Genomic DNA, 15,818 nt, shown 5'->3' with positions numbered 1-15,818 from the left:
TTCATTTTTTAATAGCCGGGATTTTGATCTCTGGCGGGATCCAGCAGGCCGTTGTAGTTCATTTCCGATAGGGGTATCGGCCACAAAAGGTGCTTGTCGGCCACCGTTTTCTTTTTCCCGAACAAAACAAGTTCGTTTACCTTGCCGGTCCTTTTCAGTTCATGCCAGCGCTTTCCTTCATAAAGGAATTCGTACCCCCGCTCTTTGATCACGAGATCATAGAACTGCTCCGGCGAGGCGGCATCTGCCGCCGTAATGTCCACTGCGGACGGCGCCTCGGACGGAAGCCCGTACCCCCGCCTGCGTACGCGGTTCAGCGCCTCAATTGCTTTGCCGGAAACACTTCCCTCGCTTTTTACCACCGCTTCGGCATACATCAGCAGCACGTCGGCATAACGGTACAGGGGCAGGTCATTGCCGGCACCGCTCTGGCTGATCGCCTCTTTGTCCACATATTTTGAACTCACCAGCGTATTGGGCCCCAGGCCAAAACTGATATTGTCCCATAGCTTTTTCCTCACATCGTCGTCATCCCACGCTACAAAATTCGGGTTCGTCTTATCACCGTGAACGGCATAAGCGCCGCCGAATTTAAAGAGGTTGGTGCTGGGGTGATTGGATATCCAGAGGATATAGTTCCCCTGCGCCTCCAGCCGGGAGTACTTGAAGTAGAATATTTCCTCCGGGGTGGTGAGAATGGCCGGCCCGAAGAGATTCATCTGAAAGTCCTGGACGGATTTAGCCTGCACCAGGCTGAATTTACCGGAGTCTATTACCTCTTTGGCACGTGCCGCGGCGTCGGAATGGTTGCCGAGGGTCATGTATACGTCTGCCAAAAGGGTCTTCGCCGCCCACCTGGAAGGCCTGCCTACATCTTTCGGTGTTTCCGGCAGCACAGATTCGGCCGCCTGCAAATCAGTTACGATGAGCTCGTAAACCTGTGCGGCAGTACTTTTGGCAAGGTCTTTTTCAACCATATTGGCCTCGGTCCGTAACGGGACCCCGCCCCAGTTCCGAACCAGGTGAAAGTAAGTAAAAGCGCGGAGGAATTTGGCCTCGGCCACATACTTTTCAACGTCGGCAGCACTGATCGAAGCGCCCTTCGGAGCGTTTTGGATGACGAGGTTGGCATTCCGTATCGCCTGGTAAAAATCATTCCAAAAGCCCGATACCCTCGTAATATTGGCATCGTTGAGACCCTGGTAGTCACTGAGAGGAGTCCAGCTTCCGCGTCCGTACATCCAGTCCGACTGGCACTCCAGCGTGGCAATATAGTTCGGAAAGGTGCTGATCCTGAGCGGACGGTAAATTGCGTTGACAGCCGATTCAACCTCTTCTGCCGTTTGGTAAAATCCCTCTGCCGCAACTGCCTTGGGAGATTCTACCAACGCGTCTTCACACGATACTGCCGCTAACGCGAGCCCCAACACCACCGCAAGACTCATCAGCCGGCGGGTGGGGCGACCTGTTTTTTTATATTTTTCCATAATGTACGATTCTGTGATCCGATAAACTTTTCAACCTGTTAAAAACCCACCCGCAAGCCGGCGGTCACCGACTTCGCCACGGGATAACTGTTGTGATCCAACCTGTAATTGGTCTCCGGGTCCCACCAGGAATACGCGGTAAAAGTCAGCAGGTTCTGCGCGCTTACGTAGACGTTCAGTGAGCGGAAGACTTTCGACTTTATCCAGTCGGCAGTCAGGTCGTAACTGAGCATGATGTTCTTAAGACGCAGGTAAGAACCATCTTCTATAAACCGGTCTGACATGCGCACCGGCGATTTCAAACTGATTTTCGGATAGGCGGCCTCCGGCGACTCGGGCGTCCAATGGTTGAGGAATACCGACCGCGGCATATTGAGCCCGAAACCGTAGTCCATGGTGTTGGTAATGGCACTCGCATTGAAGATGTCATTTCCCTGGCTCCCCTGCCAGAACATACTTAACTCCAACCCTTTGAATTTCATGACCGAATTGAGCCCGTATATAAAGCCCGGGTTGGCATCGCCAATGTAAGTTTTATCGGCCTGGGTAATGGCCCCGTCCTGGTTAAGGTCTTCGAAAGTAATGTAGCCGTTCTCGTCGTAACCGGTTTCGCGGTACCCCCAGAACTGTCCGATCGGTCTTCCTTCTCTCAGAATCCCGGTCGCGTCGTTGACGATGATCACCCCTATATTGTCCCGTAAAATATCTTCTCCGCCGTAGAGGCTTATTACCTTGTTGCGGTTCAGGGAAAGGTTCCCATTCAGGTCCCATGTGAACCCGCCTTTTCTGAAAACGGCCGCGTCCACCCCAAATTCAACACCGGTATTTCTCACCCTGCCTACGTTCATAATCGTATTGAGGTAACCCGTTGATGAAGGGAGTGAAACGGTACTCAGAAGATCCTTTGTATTTTTAACATAGAAGTCGGCAGTGAACACCACCCGGTTTTCAAGTATTCCCAGGTCCAGGCCGGCATCCACCTGGGCAGTTGATTCCCAGCGAAGGTTACCGGGCAACGTGGTACCCGGCGCAAAGGTATTGGCATATCCGTCGTTGAAAATAGTCGCATTGGCGGCCAGTATGTTCAGCGTGGTATACGGCTTTACTCCCTGGCTGCCGGTCATGCCCCAGCTCGTTCGCAGCTTCAGGTCCGAAATCACCCGGTTGTCTGCCAGGAAGTCTTCATTGGACACCCGCCAGGCGAATGCTGCCGAAGGGTAGTAGCCAAACTTCGACCCGGTACTGATGACCGAAGCGCCGTCCCGGCGGAGACTGGCTGTCAGCAGGTACCGGTCACGGAAAGCATAGTTGACCCGCCCAAGGAAAGAGACCAGAACGGATTTTTCGTACCCCGAACCCGGTATATCCTGGTTGGCGGCGGCAGCCAGGTTGTAGGTTTCAAAGTCATCGCTCAGAAACCCGTTGCCGCCGGCGCTCAGCGACGTCGTGGTAAAATCCTGGTACGTCACGCCGGCCAATACGCTGAAGCTATGCTTTTCGGCAAAAACCCGGCTGTAATTCAACGTATTTTCATTCAGGAAGCTGGTAAACTGGCGACTGGTTACATCGGCTATGCCCAGGGAATTAAAGAACTTCCGGGTCGTATACTTATCAATGCGGCTGTCGCGGTTCTGCACGCCGCCTGAAACTTTCAGGACGAGGTCAGGCATAATTTTATACGATAATGACAGGTTGGCCAGCACCGCATTCTGCCGCTCGAGATTGCTGCGTTCGTTGATGAAGTTGATCGGGTTCCGTATATCGGTAGCGATAAAAGGGTACGCAGTCGACAACACGGTATAGCTTCCATCCGGATTGTACGGCGACAAAGTTGGAGGCGCTGTGATCGCAGCCGCAATCATCGAACCTCCTCTTGACCCGCCGCCGCTGTCTTTTTGTTCGTTGCCGATACGGCTGATCGTACTCGAGAGATCCACGGTAAACCGGTCGCTTATTTTGTGTGAAATGTTGGTCTGCAGCGAATACCTTTTGTAAGCGCTCCCCTTGACGATACCATTCTGATCAAAAACGCTTCCCCCGATAGAAAACTTCGTTTTATCACTTCCTCCCTCGATATTCAGCGAGGAAGTCAGCATAGGAGCTTTTGTGAAGACAAAATCCTGCCAATCGAAGCCTTCGCCGAAGCCATCCAGGTCTGCCTGCGAAAAGAACGGCTTTATGTTGTCGTTTATCGCCTGCTCGTTGTAGAACTGTGCATATTCTTTTGCATTCATCAGATCGAGTTTCCTGATCAGTCTCTGGCTGCTGACGCTTGTCTCGAAATTGACATTGGTACGTCCCGTCGCCCCCTTTTTGGTGGTGATCATGACTACTCCGTTCGCACCCCTGGCACCGTAAATAGCAGTAGCGGAAGCATCTTTCAGAATTTCCAGGCTTTCTATTTCCGCGTTGTTCAGCTGCGTTGGGTTACCTTCTATCGGGAAACCGTCAATGACATACAAGGGTTCATTGCTTCCCAGGACGGAGTTGCCGCCACGTATGCGAACGGACATGGACGCCCCCGGGGCGCCCGAGCTCTGCCGGACATGCACACCTGAGGCCCTGCCGGACAAGGCCTGCAGTACATTTGCATTCGGAAAAGCATTCAGCTCCCGCGCCTTGACCTGGGAAACAGAACCGGTCAGATCACTCTTTTTTACGGTTCCGTAACCAATCACCACCAGTTCTTCCAGCGATTTGAGGTCCGGTTCCATCTTAATTTCGAATGAGGTCCGGGTTCCTACGGCAACTTCCTGCGTGAGATAGCCTACGAAAGAAAACACCAGAAGCGCACCGCTTTCGGGTACCTCCAGCGAAAAAGTCCCGTCGGCGCCGGTAGAAACACCCCGTTGGGTTCCCTTCAACATAATGCTTACCCCCGGCAGTTCCGAACCGTTTTCGTCGAGCACACGCCCGGTCACGGTTTTCTCATCAGGCGCGGCAACTATAAGGGTACGCTCCCGCATGGCCGGGAGTTCAGGCCACGACAATTTCTCTTTCGGCTGCAAGGACTCCAGTTGATCCGGTCGGATACCCCTGTCCGGTGTTGCGTCCTGCACCGACTCCGGCGGTGCGCTGATCACAATGGTTTTGCCGATGATGGCAAACGTGAGCTGGTGCTTCCTGAGCAGTTGTTCCAAAACGGTCGTTAATTCACCGTTTTTCACCCGCATATTGACTTTCGCCTGGTCATGTGCGAGGTCCGCCTGCATCCAGAAGGTGTAGCCCGTCTGTTTTTCAATCTGCCGCATTACTTCCAGCATGCTGGAGTTCCTGATCGAAAGGGTAATACGCTGCGCATTCCCGCTCGCATAGACATGCAGACAGGTGATAAAAATCAAAAAGGAAACGTATTTCAATCTCATGATTAGTTTCTTCCATGATTTCCGGCTAACCAGGCCGGTATGAAAACCCTTTGCAATACGGGCAAACAGGCTCCTTTGCCGCCGTTCGGGCGGTAGGTAATTGGTAAAATAATCCATACTTTTGTTTGAGTTGGAATAATCTGTTTGACATCGATTCTGGTCTCATTTTCATAATGAGCCCGGCGTTCCGACACCGTGCCGCGAGTGGCCTCAACACTCCGGCACTTTTTTTGAAACGCCGTATCCGGCCCCAACCTGGTTGGGCCGGTCACGTTTTCAGATACTGATCCTGACTTTTTTTCCTTCTGTTTTGATTTGAATGTTCCGGTTACTGGCTTTTACGATTTCAAAGACCTTCTCTGCCGGCAGGTTTCTGGGAATTTTCCCGTTAAATTTAATTTTCTCAACCCCGCCTTCAAACGTTACCTGCACGTCATACCAACGCTCAATCTGGCGCATAATCGCGCCCAGATCGGTGTCATCACCCTGGAAATGACCGTTTTTCCACGCGACCGACTCTTCGAGTTTGGCCTGTGAAACTTTTATTTCGTCCACATGCCCCGTTACGGATGCCTGCTGGCCCGGCGACAGCGTCACGATTTTACCGTCAGGCGTACCAGAACCTTTTCCCTCTATGCCTACCTTCACTTTACCCGACAGAAGCGTGGTCGTAATCTCTCCTTCATTGGCGTAGCCGTTTACGTTAAATTCCGTTCCCAATACCTCGATGGTCTGGTTACCCGAAATGACCCTGAACGGAACCCCCTGGGCGGCCATGTTTACAACTTCAAAATAGGCTTCTCCCGATAAAGCCACCTTTCTCTCGCGACGGTCGAACCGGGTCGGGAACCTGAGGGAAGACTGCGCATTCAGCCATACCTTGCTGCCGTCGGGCAGGCGCAACCGGTATTGTCCGCCCCGCGGCGTAGTAATGGTATTGATGCCGCCACCGGGTGTTCCGGGCAACTCCGCCCCACGCCGGTCGAGCTCATACGAAACGATGCCATCTTCCGATTTTGAAATGATCGAACTCCCCTGGCGCGCTATCTCCCCCGCCGCTACGCTTTCAAGGTCAATTTTCCGGCCGCCTTCCAGGATCAGCACGGCCTTGTCCCCCCCGGGCGCGAAAGACAAATCCCCTTGTCCGATCGCAGTGTTGTCCGCGCCCCTGCTGCTGAAAAGGAGGTAAGAAATACCGGCAAATAAAACGGCCGCAGCAGCGTAACCAGCATAACGGTACCAAATAAACGTTCTTGCAGGCTTCTCAAAAGCATTGATTTCCGTCAGGATATTGGTCAAAACGGCATCTTTCCCCGGTGCCCGGTACCGTGAAAGCTCGCCCACCAGGTGCCGTTCTTCCGTCAGCCGTACAAAGAGTGATTCGTTTTCGGGACTTTCACTGCGCCAGCTATTGAGCTTGGTCAGCTCGCTTTCAGTCAGTTCCCCCCTGAGATACCTGGCTATCAACCCGCCCGTTTTATAATATTCCTCGTAATTATCCATATTCCGCTTTGATTGCAGTAAAGACAATCTCAAACGCAAACCGGATAAAAACGGGGCGCTTTTTTTTGAGAAAAAATCAGAAAAGCTAAATGGGAGTTGCCTCCGACGGGTAAAGTATCACAAAAAATCAGATCATCTTCAGTCTTTCCTCCTCGAGGTCAATCTGGTAAAGCTGGCGGCGGATTATTTCCTCGTCAATGTTCGGGTCTTTATTGAGTTCCGACAAATACCGGCGCTGGATTTCAAGCAGCTCTATAAAAATTGCTTTGTTTTTTTCGGTCATCCGGGTGTCATCGGCAGCTTTGGTCCTTTCCTCCCATTGCCTCAGGAATTTCTCCATACCGGCGTGCCCGTCAGGATCGTTTTCGTACCGCTCTTTGAGGTGCAGGTAAACCACCTCTTTCAGGCCTTTTTTCATTTCTTTCCGGGCCGACTCTTCGCTCTCTGCACCCTTAATATTGTCAAAAAGGCCGGTGCGGCGTATCAAATAAGGCAGCGTGAGCCCCTGTACGAGCAACGTCAGCAGGATCACGACGAAGGTGATGAATAGGATCAGGTTACGGTGCGGAAAAGGGCTTCCGTCGGTTAGCGTGACCGGGATCGCCAGCGCCGCAGCCAGCGACACCACCCCGCGCATGCCGGTCCATCCCATCAGGAGCGGCATGAGCCAGCGGCGCCGTCCTGTGCGCCCTTTCGGGATCACGCTGCGCCGGAAGATCATGGTCGACACCATTGCGGCGTAAGAGCTGATGATACGCGCTAAAATGAGCAGTACGGTCACAAAAACACCATACCCGATCGCCCTGTTCAAAGGAAAGCCGTCGGCGCGCAGTCCACCTACGATCTCGGGCAGATCCAGCCCGATGATAAAGAAAACAATGCCGTTGAGCACGAATACAAAACTTTCCCAGACGCTGTACCCTCTTATACGGCTGGCGCTCGTGAGAAAATTCAGCCGTTGCGCAGACATGTACAGCCCGCCGCAAACTACGGCCAGCACACCCGAAGCGTGGGCTTCTTCCGCTACCCGATACAGGATATAGGGTTCAATGAGGGTGAAGACAATGTCGGAGGGCGCGTCGGTAGGCAGACGCTTGTGGGCCTGCACAAAAAACCAGGCCAGGGCCAACCCGATCGCAGCCCCGCCCAATACCATCCAGAAAAAGCTCCCGATGGCCTCCTGCAGGACAAACTGGCCCGTTCCGACTGCTACCAGTGCAAACCGGAAAATGATCAGGGAAGAGGCGTCATTCAGCAGACTTTCTCCTTCCAATACGGCCGAGGTAGATCTTGAGATTTTAACAAACCTGGTGATCGCGCCGGTACTTACGGCATCGGGCGGTGAAACGATTCCGCCCAACAGGAAGCCAAGGGCAATAGTAAACCCGGGAATAAGCTGATTGGTAAACACCGCCACGGTAAGCGCTGTAAAAAACACCACGAGGAAGGCAAAACTCGTGATAATACGCCACCATTTCCGCATTTCCTTAAAAGAAACCGCCCAGGAAGCTTCAAAAAGCAGAGGCGGCAGGAACAGGAAAAAGATAAGGTCGGGATCAATTCTGATGACCGGCAGCCCGGGCACAAAACTGATCAGCAACCCGGCTATCACCAAAAGGATGGGATAGGCCACCTTCAGCCTGGTAGCCCACATTTCCAGCAGCACGATCGCCGCGATCATCGCCAGCAGCAGCGGTAAGATAGTTTGCATCGGAAGTTCGTCTGACCAATCTAATATCTGAGGAGCAGCAGCAACGCGAGGAGCTCGGGCGTGAGTTTCATCCTCAGCAATTCGAGGGCGCGTTGCTTCTGTTTTTTTACCGTATTGACCGACATGTCCAGCAGGTCGGCTATTTCCTGGTTTTTCTTACCATCCAGGTAGGCCAAAGTACTGATCCTCCGGTAAGATTCCGGCAGGGCTTCAATCGCCTCATCCAGTAAATGCAGTACTTCCGATGTTACGATCGCCTCAATTACCGTTCCATCGGGCTCTGATTCTCTTTCCAGGTGAGAAAGGTATTCTCCGGCCACCTTCTGACGCCGGATGGCATTTAAGCACGAATTTTTAACGGTGGTATAAAGAAAATTTTTGATCGCAACGGGATGGTCTTCCACCTCCGATCTCACCTGCCAGAATTTCACAAACGCATCCTGGGCCATGTCATTGGCAAGCTCACGGTCATTCAACAGCCTAAAGGCAAAATAAGCCAGTCGGTCGAAGTACGTCGTAAACAGTTCTTTCACCAGTTCCTCGCCGGAGGAGCCGGTTGCCTGTTTGCCGATACTGCGACTGGAAATGCCCATATTGCTACAGCTTTACAGAACCTCCTGTCTTTACTGCCTTGTAAATGGCCTCTACAATGCGAATATCGCGAAGTCCTTCCTCCCCCGGAACCAGGAGCGGCTTTTTTTCCATGATGGCGAGTGCATCCTCATCCATCTGCCTGGCCTGCTGGTTTTCAATGGGATAATCGATCGCGCCCAATGTACTGCTTCCCTTGTTCCCCTTGTAAGCAGAGAAAGGCTCCATAAAAAGGGTACCTTTTTCATAGCTGACTTTCAGGTAATTGGCGTTGGCTCCGTGACCGCCCATGCAACTCGCAATAGCGCCGGATGGGAATTTCAACTGGAACATCATCATTTCGTCAGCTTCATTAAAGATTTCAGGCCGGTTCACCACCGATTGCGCGGTTACGGAAACAGGCTCCTCTCCGGCCGCCAACCGCGCCCCCTGCAGGGCATACACCCCCATATCGTACATAGACCCGCCGCCTACCGATTTCTGCATTTTCCAATGCCCTTTGCGGCTTTCCGTGTATGACGCAGCTACGCTGATCAGCTTTACCTTCCCGAGCTTTTGTTCCTTCGCAATGCTCAGCACCTCCCGGGTATTCGGGTCGTGCTGGCACCTGTAGCCGATCGCAAGCGCTACATTCGCCTCTTTACAGGCCCGGATCATGTCTTCGCAGTCTTTGGAAGTGAGCGCCATCGGCTTCTCACAAAAAACATGCTTACCGGCCCTGGCAGCCCGGATTACAAACTCCCTGTGCATGGAAGGGGGTAGTACAACGTACACGATATCGATATCGGGGTTTCCTTTTATCGAATCAAAATTCTGGTAGTTATAAATATTTTTATCCTCCAAACCGTACTTTTCTTTCCATACCCGCGCTTTTTCGGGCGTACCGGTGACAATACCCGCAAGGTGGCAGTTTTTGGTCAGCTGAAGGGCAGGCGCGAGCAGATCCGTACTGTAATAGCCCAATCCGACCAGCGCTACCCCCAGGCTTTTCTTTTGCCCGGCTTTTGCCAGTACGTCAGGTAATGTCAGGGTTGACGCCAGGGCGGTGGCCCCGGTCAACAGAAAATTCCTTCTGGTCACCAAAAGAGGATTGTGATCTGCCATGTTAATAAGATTTTGCTTCTGCGAATAAAAGAAGTTTCCTTGAATATTTACTGAAAAGCCAGCTCGTTCGGATTTGTTAACTTTTCGTTACCATGCGGGCATTGCCTTTCCCGCGCGTGATATCGACATGGTGCAACCGATTATGTTTGTTAACTTGCCGTGTCAACGTCGCCCGTTCTGAAAATGTCGTTAAGTCCGCGCATTATTGCTCTGTTACTGTCGCTCTGCATTTCGTTTATAACCATCACATTTCTGTCATTTATTGACGAAACCAACGGCACAATCCTTTTTACTGCCGGGATTGCCTCTTTTGTGTCGTCTTTCTTTCTGACTTTCTACGCGATTGAGATGCTGGTTTTCTCCGAAATTAAAAAAATGCGGCGAACGATCCACAAGCTGAAGCTCCGCGACTTCTCTATTTCTAAAAAAGCCTTGTTGCAAACCAGCAACCCCATCAAGGCAATGAACGACGAAATTTTTGTTTACGTTTCCAGTAAGCAGAAAGAAATTGAGGAATTGAAAAAGATGGAGCAGTTCCGCAGGGAATTTCTTGCCGATGTATCGCACGAGCTGAAGACTCCCGTCTTTTCAGCGCAAGGCTTTGTGCACACACTGCTGGAAGGCGCCATGGAGGATGAAGCGGTGCGGGAGAAGTTCCTGATTAAGGCGGCCAAAAACCTTGACCGCCTCGACGTGCTGGTCAACGACCTGGTCAGTCTTTCGCAGCTTGAATCCGGAGAGACTACCATGCACCTGGAAAAGGTCAACCTGGTGGACCTCACGCGGGAGATTTTCGAACGACTAGAAAAAGTGGCCCAAGACCGCAGCGTCAGCCTGAAAATAAAGCCGGATAAGCTGGAATCGGCCCTTGTAATTGCCGACAAACAACGAATCGACCAGGTAATGGTCAATCTCATCAGCAACGCCATCAAGTATAACAATGAGGGCGGAAAAGTAGTGGTCTCAATCGAAGAAGAGAAAAAAAGCTTCTCTATCTCGGTGAAAGACAACGGCCCCGGTATCTCGCAGGAGCACCTGGCCCGGATTTTCGAGCGCTTCTACCGGGTTGATAAAAGTCGCTCCCGTGATTCGGGCGGCACCGGGCTTGGTCTTGCCATTGTCAAACATATTCTTAACGCCCACGGTACCTCTATCACCGTAATGTCGCAGGTTGGGAAGGGAACGGTGTTCAGCTTCAAGTTGGCTAAGTAGGGGTGAGGTTTGAGGGATGAGGTTTGAGGGGTGAGGTTTGAGGGGTGAGGATTGAGGGGTGAGGATTTAATATTCGCGGATTCGGAACTTATCTCGTATCTTTTTCTACTTTTGCTGATAATCGCAGAAGATACCCGCCTTCGATTACTCACCTCTCAACTACTCATTACTATGTGGAAAAAACTTCTACCACTCGGAGTTGCGTCCGTCCTGACAGCAACCGGCGCCTTATACGCGCAAAAAAGAGACTTCGGGAGTAGTATCAGCAATTTTGCTACCAAAACCGGGGCAAAAGTTACTACAAGCAAAGCGACGGGAACTCCCGGCTTTATTACCGTATCAGCCGGAAGGGATATCCCCCTGGAAGGGGGCACAACGACGGCCAGGGCCGCAGCATTTCTGAAAGAAAATGCCGACATCTACGGGATCAGACAGGGTCAGGATCAGCTGATTACGCTGTCAACGGTAAGAGACCAGCATGGTCTCGAACATGTGACCGTTCACCAGCACTACAAAGGAGTTCCGGTCTTTGACGGTATCTTGAAGTTCCACTACGATGCGCGCATGAACCTTAGATCCGTAAACGGGAACTTTATCCCGGATATCATGCTGGAGCCTAACCCGTCACTCACCAAAGAGGATGCCCAATCGAGGGCCTTTCGCTCCGTTTCTGCCGGGAAAGGGGTTGATCCCGGCGAATTGAAAGCCGCTAAAAACACCCTGTATGTATTCAGGAAAGGGTTGGTCCAGGGCTTCAAAGGCGCCAATTACCTGGTTTACGAAGTCGAAGTTACCAACGAAAAAGACGTTCGTGAGTTCCTGTATATTGATGCGCATACCGGCGTGGTCGTCGAACAGTTTACCGGGATTCACGGCCTCAACCGCAGGCTCTACAACCAAACGTATAACCCCGCCAGCCCGGACGCCAACCTCCTCTGGAAAGAAGGTGATGAATTTCCGGGCGCGCTGAGCACCAATGTCTGGCAGCAGTCTTCGGTAGCTACCGCCGGACATACCTACCATTTTTTCAAAAATGCCTTCGGACGCACTTCGTATAATGGTACCGACGCCCCTATGATCAGTACCCACAACAACCCGACCATTGATTGCCCGAATGCCAATTGGAACGGCGTGTCCGCCAATTATTGCAACGGTACCGCATCCGATGATGTCGTGGCCCACGAATGGTCGCACGCCTACACCGAATACACCAGCGGGCTCGTATATGGCTGGCAGTCCGGCGCTTTAAACGAATCGTTTTCAGACATGTGGGGAGAAACCATTGACCAGCTTAACGGCTATATGGATGAAAATGAATCCTCACAAACCCTTCGGCAACCCGGCTGCGGAAGCTCTACCCGCTGGCTTCTATCTGAGAAAGCAACTGCATTCGGCGGCGCATTACGCGATATGTGGGACCCTAACTGCAAGGGAGATCCCGGCCGGGTGGGTGACCCTTTGTTCTATTGCTGGTCCGAGGACGGTGGCGGCGTACATACTAACTCCGGAGTTCCCAATCATGCTTATGCGCTGCTTGTAGATGGGGGAAACTACAACAACTACCAGATCAGCGGGCTGGGGCTGACTAAAGCCGCTCATATTATGTGGCGTGTTCAAAGTCAGTATTTATCTAAAACGAGCAATTTCGCAACGTTCGGCAACGCAATGATAGCGGCTGCCAACGATCTCATAGGGGCTGCCCTGCCCGCGCTCAGCACGCTGGAAAATGGCGCCTCGGCATCAGGTGAAGTCATTACGCTTGCCGATGTGGGCGAAGTTCAGAAAGTAGTACAGGCAACGGAACTGCTGCTGGAAAACAACTGCGGTTTCCCGCCCCTGTTTGCAGCCGTAGACCCGCTTTGCGAGGGGTCTAAACCCGCTTCCGCCCTGTTTTTTGAAAACTTCGAAAGCGGCCTGACCAACTGGACCGTCAGCAGCACACCCGGCGCCCCCGCATCCTGGATCAACAGGAACTGGGAGATCAAAGAAAATGTATACGGCAAACCCGGCAAAGCTGCCTTTGGCCCCGATCCCGGATACGGCGATTGTACCCCGGCAACCTATCAACACGGTCTCCTGCGGCTGGAAAGCCCGGCTATTTCCATCCCAGCCTCGGCAAATGGGCCTTTCATGCTGTCGTTTACCCACCTGGTGGCAATGGAAGACCTATGGTCCGGCGGGAATATCAAATACCAGATCGACAACGGGAGCTGGATACAGGTTCCTGACGCTGCTTTTGTCGCCAATGCCTACAACCGCTCAGTGAATATTGGCGGACAGAACCCGCTGGAGGGGCAGCGCGCCTTCTCCGCCGGGAACGACGGTGATGTAAAAAGTGATTGGGGGACCAGTGTCATTGACCTCTCTTCGCTCGGGCTTACCGCTTCCCAGACCATCAGGCTCCGGTGGGAGCTCGGCACCTCTTATTGTACGGGAGTAGAAGGCTGGTACCTCGACGATATCAGTGTTTATACCTGCGCCTCTACGCCGGCTGTTCATTTCGCGGAAGCGGACGCAACCACCCATGAAAGCGCTCCTGCCCTGGGGTCGGCGAACTGCCTGGACTATTCTGAAAAACTGGTACGCGTCATGATTGACAAGGCCCCTTCCGGCCCCGTTACACTCAACCTTTCGGTAGACCCTTCGTCCACCGCCAAAGAGGGCGCGACAAACGACTTTACATTTTCTCCGTCAGTGGTGACACTCGATGCCGCCAACCTCTACCGGGATATCGTCGTCCGGATCAACAACGATGCTTACCCGGAAGGCGCCGAAGTAATCAAGTTGAAATACACACTCAACAACAATGGCAGCGACGGTTACGCCGGCTTGGAAAATCAGACACATGAATTGACTATCAACGACGATGACCTGCCGCCAGGAAACAGCCAGAATGTTTTGCTGAGCAGTGGTTTTGACGCAGGTCAGGCCGGCTGGACGATCAGAAATGGCGGAAGTGACAACACGTCCTGGAAGCGAACTACCCTAACCTCCGGCGGCAGCCCCATTCAACTGGATCCTAACGGTCGGGTCCTGTTTTTCTGCTTCGGATATGCCCAGTCTTCCACTGTTACGTTCGACGAAATTCTCGAATCGCCGGCGTTCAATGCATTGGGACAAAAGGATCTGAAACTTTCGTTCAGGCATTACTTTTTAACGTATGCCAACTCTTTCAACGAACAGGGAATTGTCCAGGTGTGGGATGGTTCGGCCTGGCAAACCATTCAGACGTATTGCGCAAGCGGCTGCGCTGCCCCGGGAACGAAGGGCGGCTGGAACAGTGCCCCGGTTACGTTCAGCATTCCCGATCAATACGTCAACCCGGCTATGAAAATCCGCTTCCGTTACCTTGCTAAAGACGACTATTACTGGGCCATCGATGATATTAAGGTAACCAGTTCCAACGTCACTACGATTTTGGCGGGAACCAATACCGGCAACGGCGACAGTCAGTACCTGGGGCCTAATGAAACCGCTGTTTTTTATGACCCGGCTACGGGCGGCGTCATGGCCAAAATCAAAAACCTCTCCGCTCACGACTACGGCTGCACCACGGTTGAGGTGGACCGGGCCGGTATCGATGCCACCCCCTGGTTTGGCGCTTACCAGATCACCAACAAAACGTTTAAGGTAACACCCGCCAATCCCAATCCGGACGGCAAATACGAAATCACGCTCTATTACAAAACGGAAGAGCTTCCCAATTTCAACGGATCAGCCGTCAAATCGATGGGCAAGAGCGCGGGTGGAATTGGCGCGGGCAACCAGGGAAGCACCTCATGGGCAGAAGTTCAAAGCGAAGCAGTCTTTGACGCCGATTATTCATTCACCGCTACCTTTGATTCGGGCTTTTCCGGCTTCGGTCTGTCCGACGCCCCGCCGATCGGGTCGCTGCCGGTGTATCTTGCCGGCCTTACCGGTGTGGCGACAAATGAAGGCAACCTGCTGAACTGGTCGACAGCCTCGGAAGTCAACAGCAGTCATTTCGCAATTGAGTATTCGCCCAATGGCAAACAATTTGAACAAATCGGAAAAATTGACAACAAAGGCAATACGGTTGAAACGCATCACTACTCGTTCCTGGATACGCGCCATCGCAACGGGCTTGCCTACTACCGGTTGCGTATGGTAGATTCAGACGGCAGCTTCATCCACAGCCCGGTTATTTCAATCGCGTCAAAAAGAGGGAACGGCTTAAAATTCGGGCCTAACCCTGTAACGGATGTCTTCAGCGTAGCGCTTCCCGATAAGAAGAACCAATCCGTTTCATTGATTGTAGTGAACGTTTCGGGTCAGAAGGTAATTGATAAGCCCGTCATAGCTGTGGTAAACGGCACTTTGAAATTCAACATGAGCTTTCTGCCCACCGGGTACTACCAGGCTGTCATCGAAGAAGGAGGCACGAGGCATGTCATTCCTTTGGTGAAGCAGTAGGTTTTATAGTCATCATATCGACTCACCTTCCGGAGGGCTTCCTCCGGAAGACAATTTCCGGGCGCAACGCAGTGGAGCCGAGAGATCTCCCGTTTAGGCCAGGGTTGGATGCAGGGAGCGGGAGATTCCTCGGCTGCGCTACCATTGACAACACGATGGATGGCGCCGCTCCAACCTCCGGGTCATCCCGACCGTAGCGGAGGGATCTCCCGCTCCCCGTACCCAATCCCTTTCAGAGGGCTTTTTTCTTGCAACAGGAGATCCTTCGGCTCCACTGCGTTGCGCTCAGGATGACCATCCGGCAGATGCGCTACCATTGACAACAACAGGTTTGGAGCCGCACCAACCGGAGGGTCATCCCGACCGTAGTGGAGGGATCTCCCGGTCCCTGTACCCAATCCTTTTCAGAGG

Annotated in this window: 9 protein-coding genes; 2 read left to right on the top strand and 7 right to left on the bottom strand. The window is 52.6% G+C overall.

Translation table 11 applies throughout. From position 1 onward, the window contains the following. Positions 1-8: 8 nt before the first annotated feature. The 6 genes from ABD852_RS11925 to ABD852_RS11900 all read right to left on the bottom strand — a co-directional run bounded on the left by ABD852_RS11925 (position 9) and on the right by ABD852_RS11900 (position 9,761). Positions 9-1,487, bottom strand: coding sequence for a RagB/SusD family nutrient uptake outer membrane protein (locus tag ABD852_RS11925; protein WP_345028993.1), 1,479 nt, complete (start codon positions 1,485-1,487; stop codon positions 9-11). A 38-nt stretch (positions 1,488-1,525) separates the two neighbouring features. After that, a complete protein-coding gene (locus tag ABD852_RS11920; RefSeq protein WP_345028989.1) occupies positions 1,526-4,969 on the bottom strand; it encodes a TonB-dependent receptor in 3,444 nt (1,147 codons plus the stop codon). A gap of 159 nt (positions 4,970-5,128) precedes the next feature. After that, positions 5,129-6,355: a FecR family protein gene (locus tag ABD852_RS11915; RefSeq protein WP_345028985.1), complete on the bottom strand. Its 1,227-nt coding sequence runs from the start codon at positions 6,353-6,355 to the stop codon at positions 5,129-5,131. 127 nt (positions 6,356-6,482) lie between these two features. Then, positions 6,483-8,066 carry a Na+/H+ antiporter gene (locus ABD852_RS11910; protein ID WP_345028984.1) on the bottom strand — a complete coding sequence of 528 codons (1,584 nt, stop codon included), beginning with the start codon at positions 8,064-8,066 and terminating at the stop codon, positions 6,483-6,485. A gap of 20 nt (positions 8,067-8,086) precedes the next feature. Beyond that, positions 8,087-8,659 (bottom strand): RNA polymerase sigma-70 factor, encoded by a 573-nt coding sequence (locus tag ABD852_RS11905; RefSeq protein ID WP_345028979.1) that lies wholly within the window; start codon positions 8,657-8,659, stop codon positions 8,087-8,089. A 4-nt stretch (positions 8,660-8,663) separates the two neighbouring features. Next, positions 8,664-9,761 carry a Gfo/Idh/MocA family protein gene (locus tag ABD852_RS11900; protein WP_345028976.1) on the bottom strand — a complete coding sequence of 366 codons (1,098 nt, stop codon included), beginning with the start codon at positions 9,759-9,761 and terminating at the stop codon, positions 8,664-8,666. A gap of 183 nt (positions 9,762-9,944) precedes the next feature. Between ABD852_RS11900 and ABD852_RS11895 the strand changes: the two genes are divergently transcribed. Continuing rightward, positions 9,945-10,973, top strand: coding sequence for a sensor histidine kinase (locus ABD852_RS11895; protein ID WP_345029154.1), 1,029 nt, complete (start codon positions 9,945-9,947; stop codon positions 10,971-10,973). A gap of 171 nt (positions 10,974-11,144) precedes the next feature. Next, entirely contained in the window at positions 11,145-15,407 is a 4,263-nt protein-coding gene (locus ABD852_RS11890) for a M4 family metallopeptidase (RefSeq protein WP_345028974.1), read from the top strand. Between the two features lie 182 nt (positions 15,408-15,589). Here ABD852_RS11890 and ABD852_RS11885 read toward each other — a convergent pair whose 3' ends face one another. Beyond that, positions 15,590-15,724, bottom strand: a complete 135-nt coding sequence (locus tag ABD852_RS11885) for a hypothetical protein (RefSeq protein ID WP_345028970.1) — start codon at positions 15,722-15,724, stop codon at positions 15,590-15,592. Positions 15,725-15,818 lie beyond the last annotated feature (94 nt).

It is taken from the genome of Ravibacter arvi, assembly GCF_039540405.1.
In the GTDB taxonomy this organism is placed as follows: Bacteria; Bacteroidota; Bacteroidia; order Cytophagales; family Spirosomataceae; genus Ravibacter; species Ravibacter arvi.
Note: the sequence above shows the minus strand (reverse complement) of the source record. Positions and strands in the feature narration are given on the sequence as shown.

Excerpts from the sequence above, each read along its gene's own strand:
- ABD852_RS11915 (WP_345028985.1), bottom strand. The coding sequence starts at position 6,355 with ATGGATAATTACGAGGAATATTATAAAACGGGCGGGTTGATAGCCAGG.
- ABD852_RS11910 (WP_345028984.1), bottom strand. The coding sequence starts at position 8,066 with ATGCAAACTATCTTACCGCTGCTGCTGGCGATGATCGCGGCGATCGTG.
- ABD852_RS11885 (WP_345028970.1), bottom strand. The coding sequence starts at position 15,724 with ATGGTAGCGCATCTGCCGGATGGTCATCCTGAGCGCAACGCAGTGGAG.
- ABD852_RS11905 (WP_345028979.1), bottom strand. The coding sequence starts at position 8,659 with ATGGGCATTTCCAGTCGCAGTATCGGCAAACAGGCAACCGGCTCCTCC.
- ABD852_RS11890 (WP_345028974.1), top strand. The coding sequence starts at position 11,145 with ATGTGGAAAAAACTTCTACCACTCGGAGTTGCGTCCGTCCTGACAGCA.
- ABD852_RS11895 (WP_345029154.1), top strand. The coding sequence starts at position 9,945 with ATGTCGTTAAGTCCGCGCATTATTGCTCTGTTACTGTCGCTCTGCATT.
- ABD852_RS11900 (WP_345028976.1), bottom strand. The coding sequence starts at position 9,761 with ATGGCAGATCACAATCCTCTTTTGGTGACCAGAAGGAATTTTCTGTTG.
- ABD852_RS11920 (WP_345028989.1), bottom strand. The coding sequence starts at position 4,969 with ATGGATTATTTTACCAATTACCTACCGCCCGAACGGCGGCAAAGGAGC.
- ABD852_RS11925 (WP_345028993.1), bottom strand. The coding sequence starts at position 1,487 with ATGGAAAAATATAAAAAAACAGGTCGCCCCACCCGCCGGCTGATGAGT.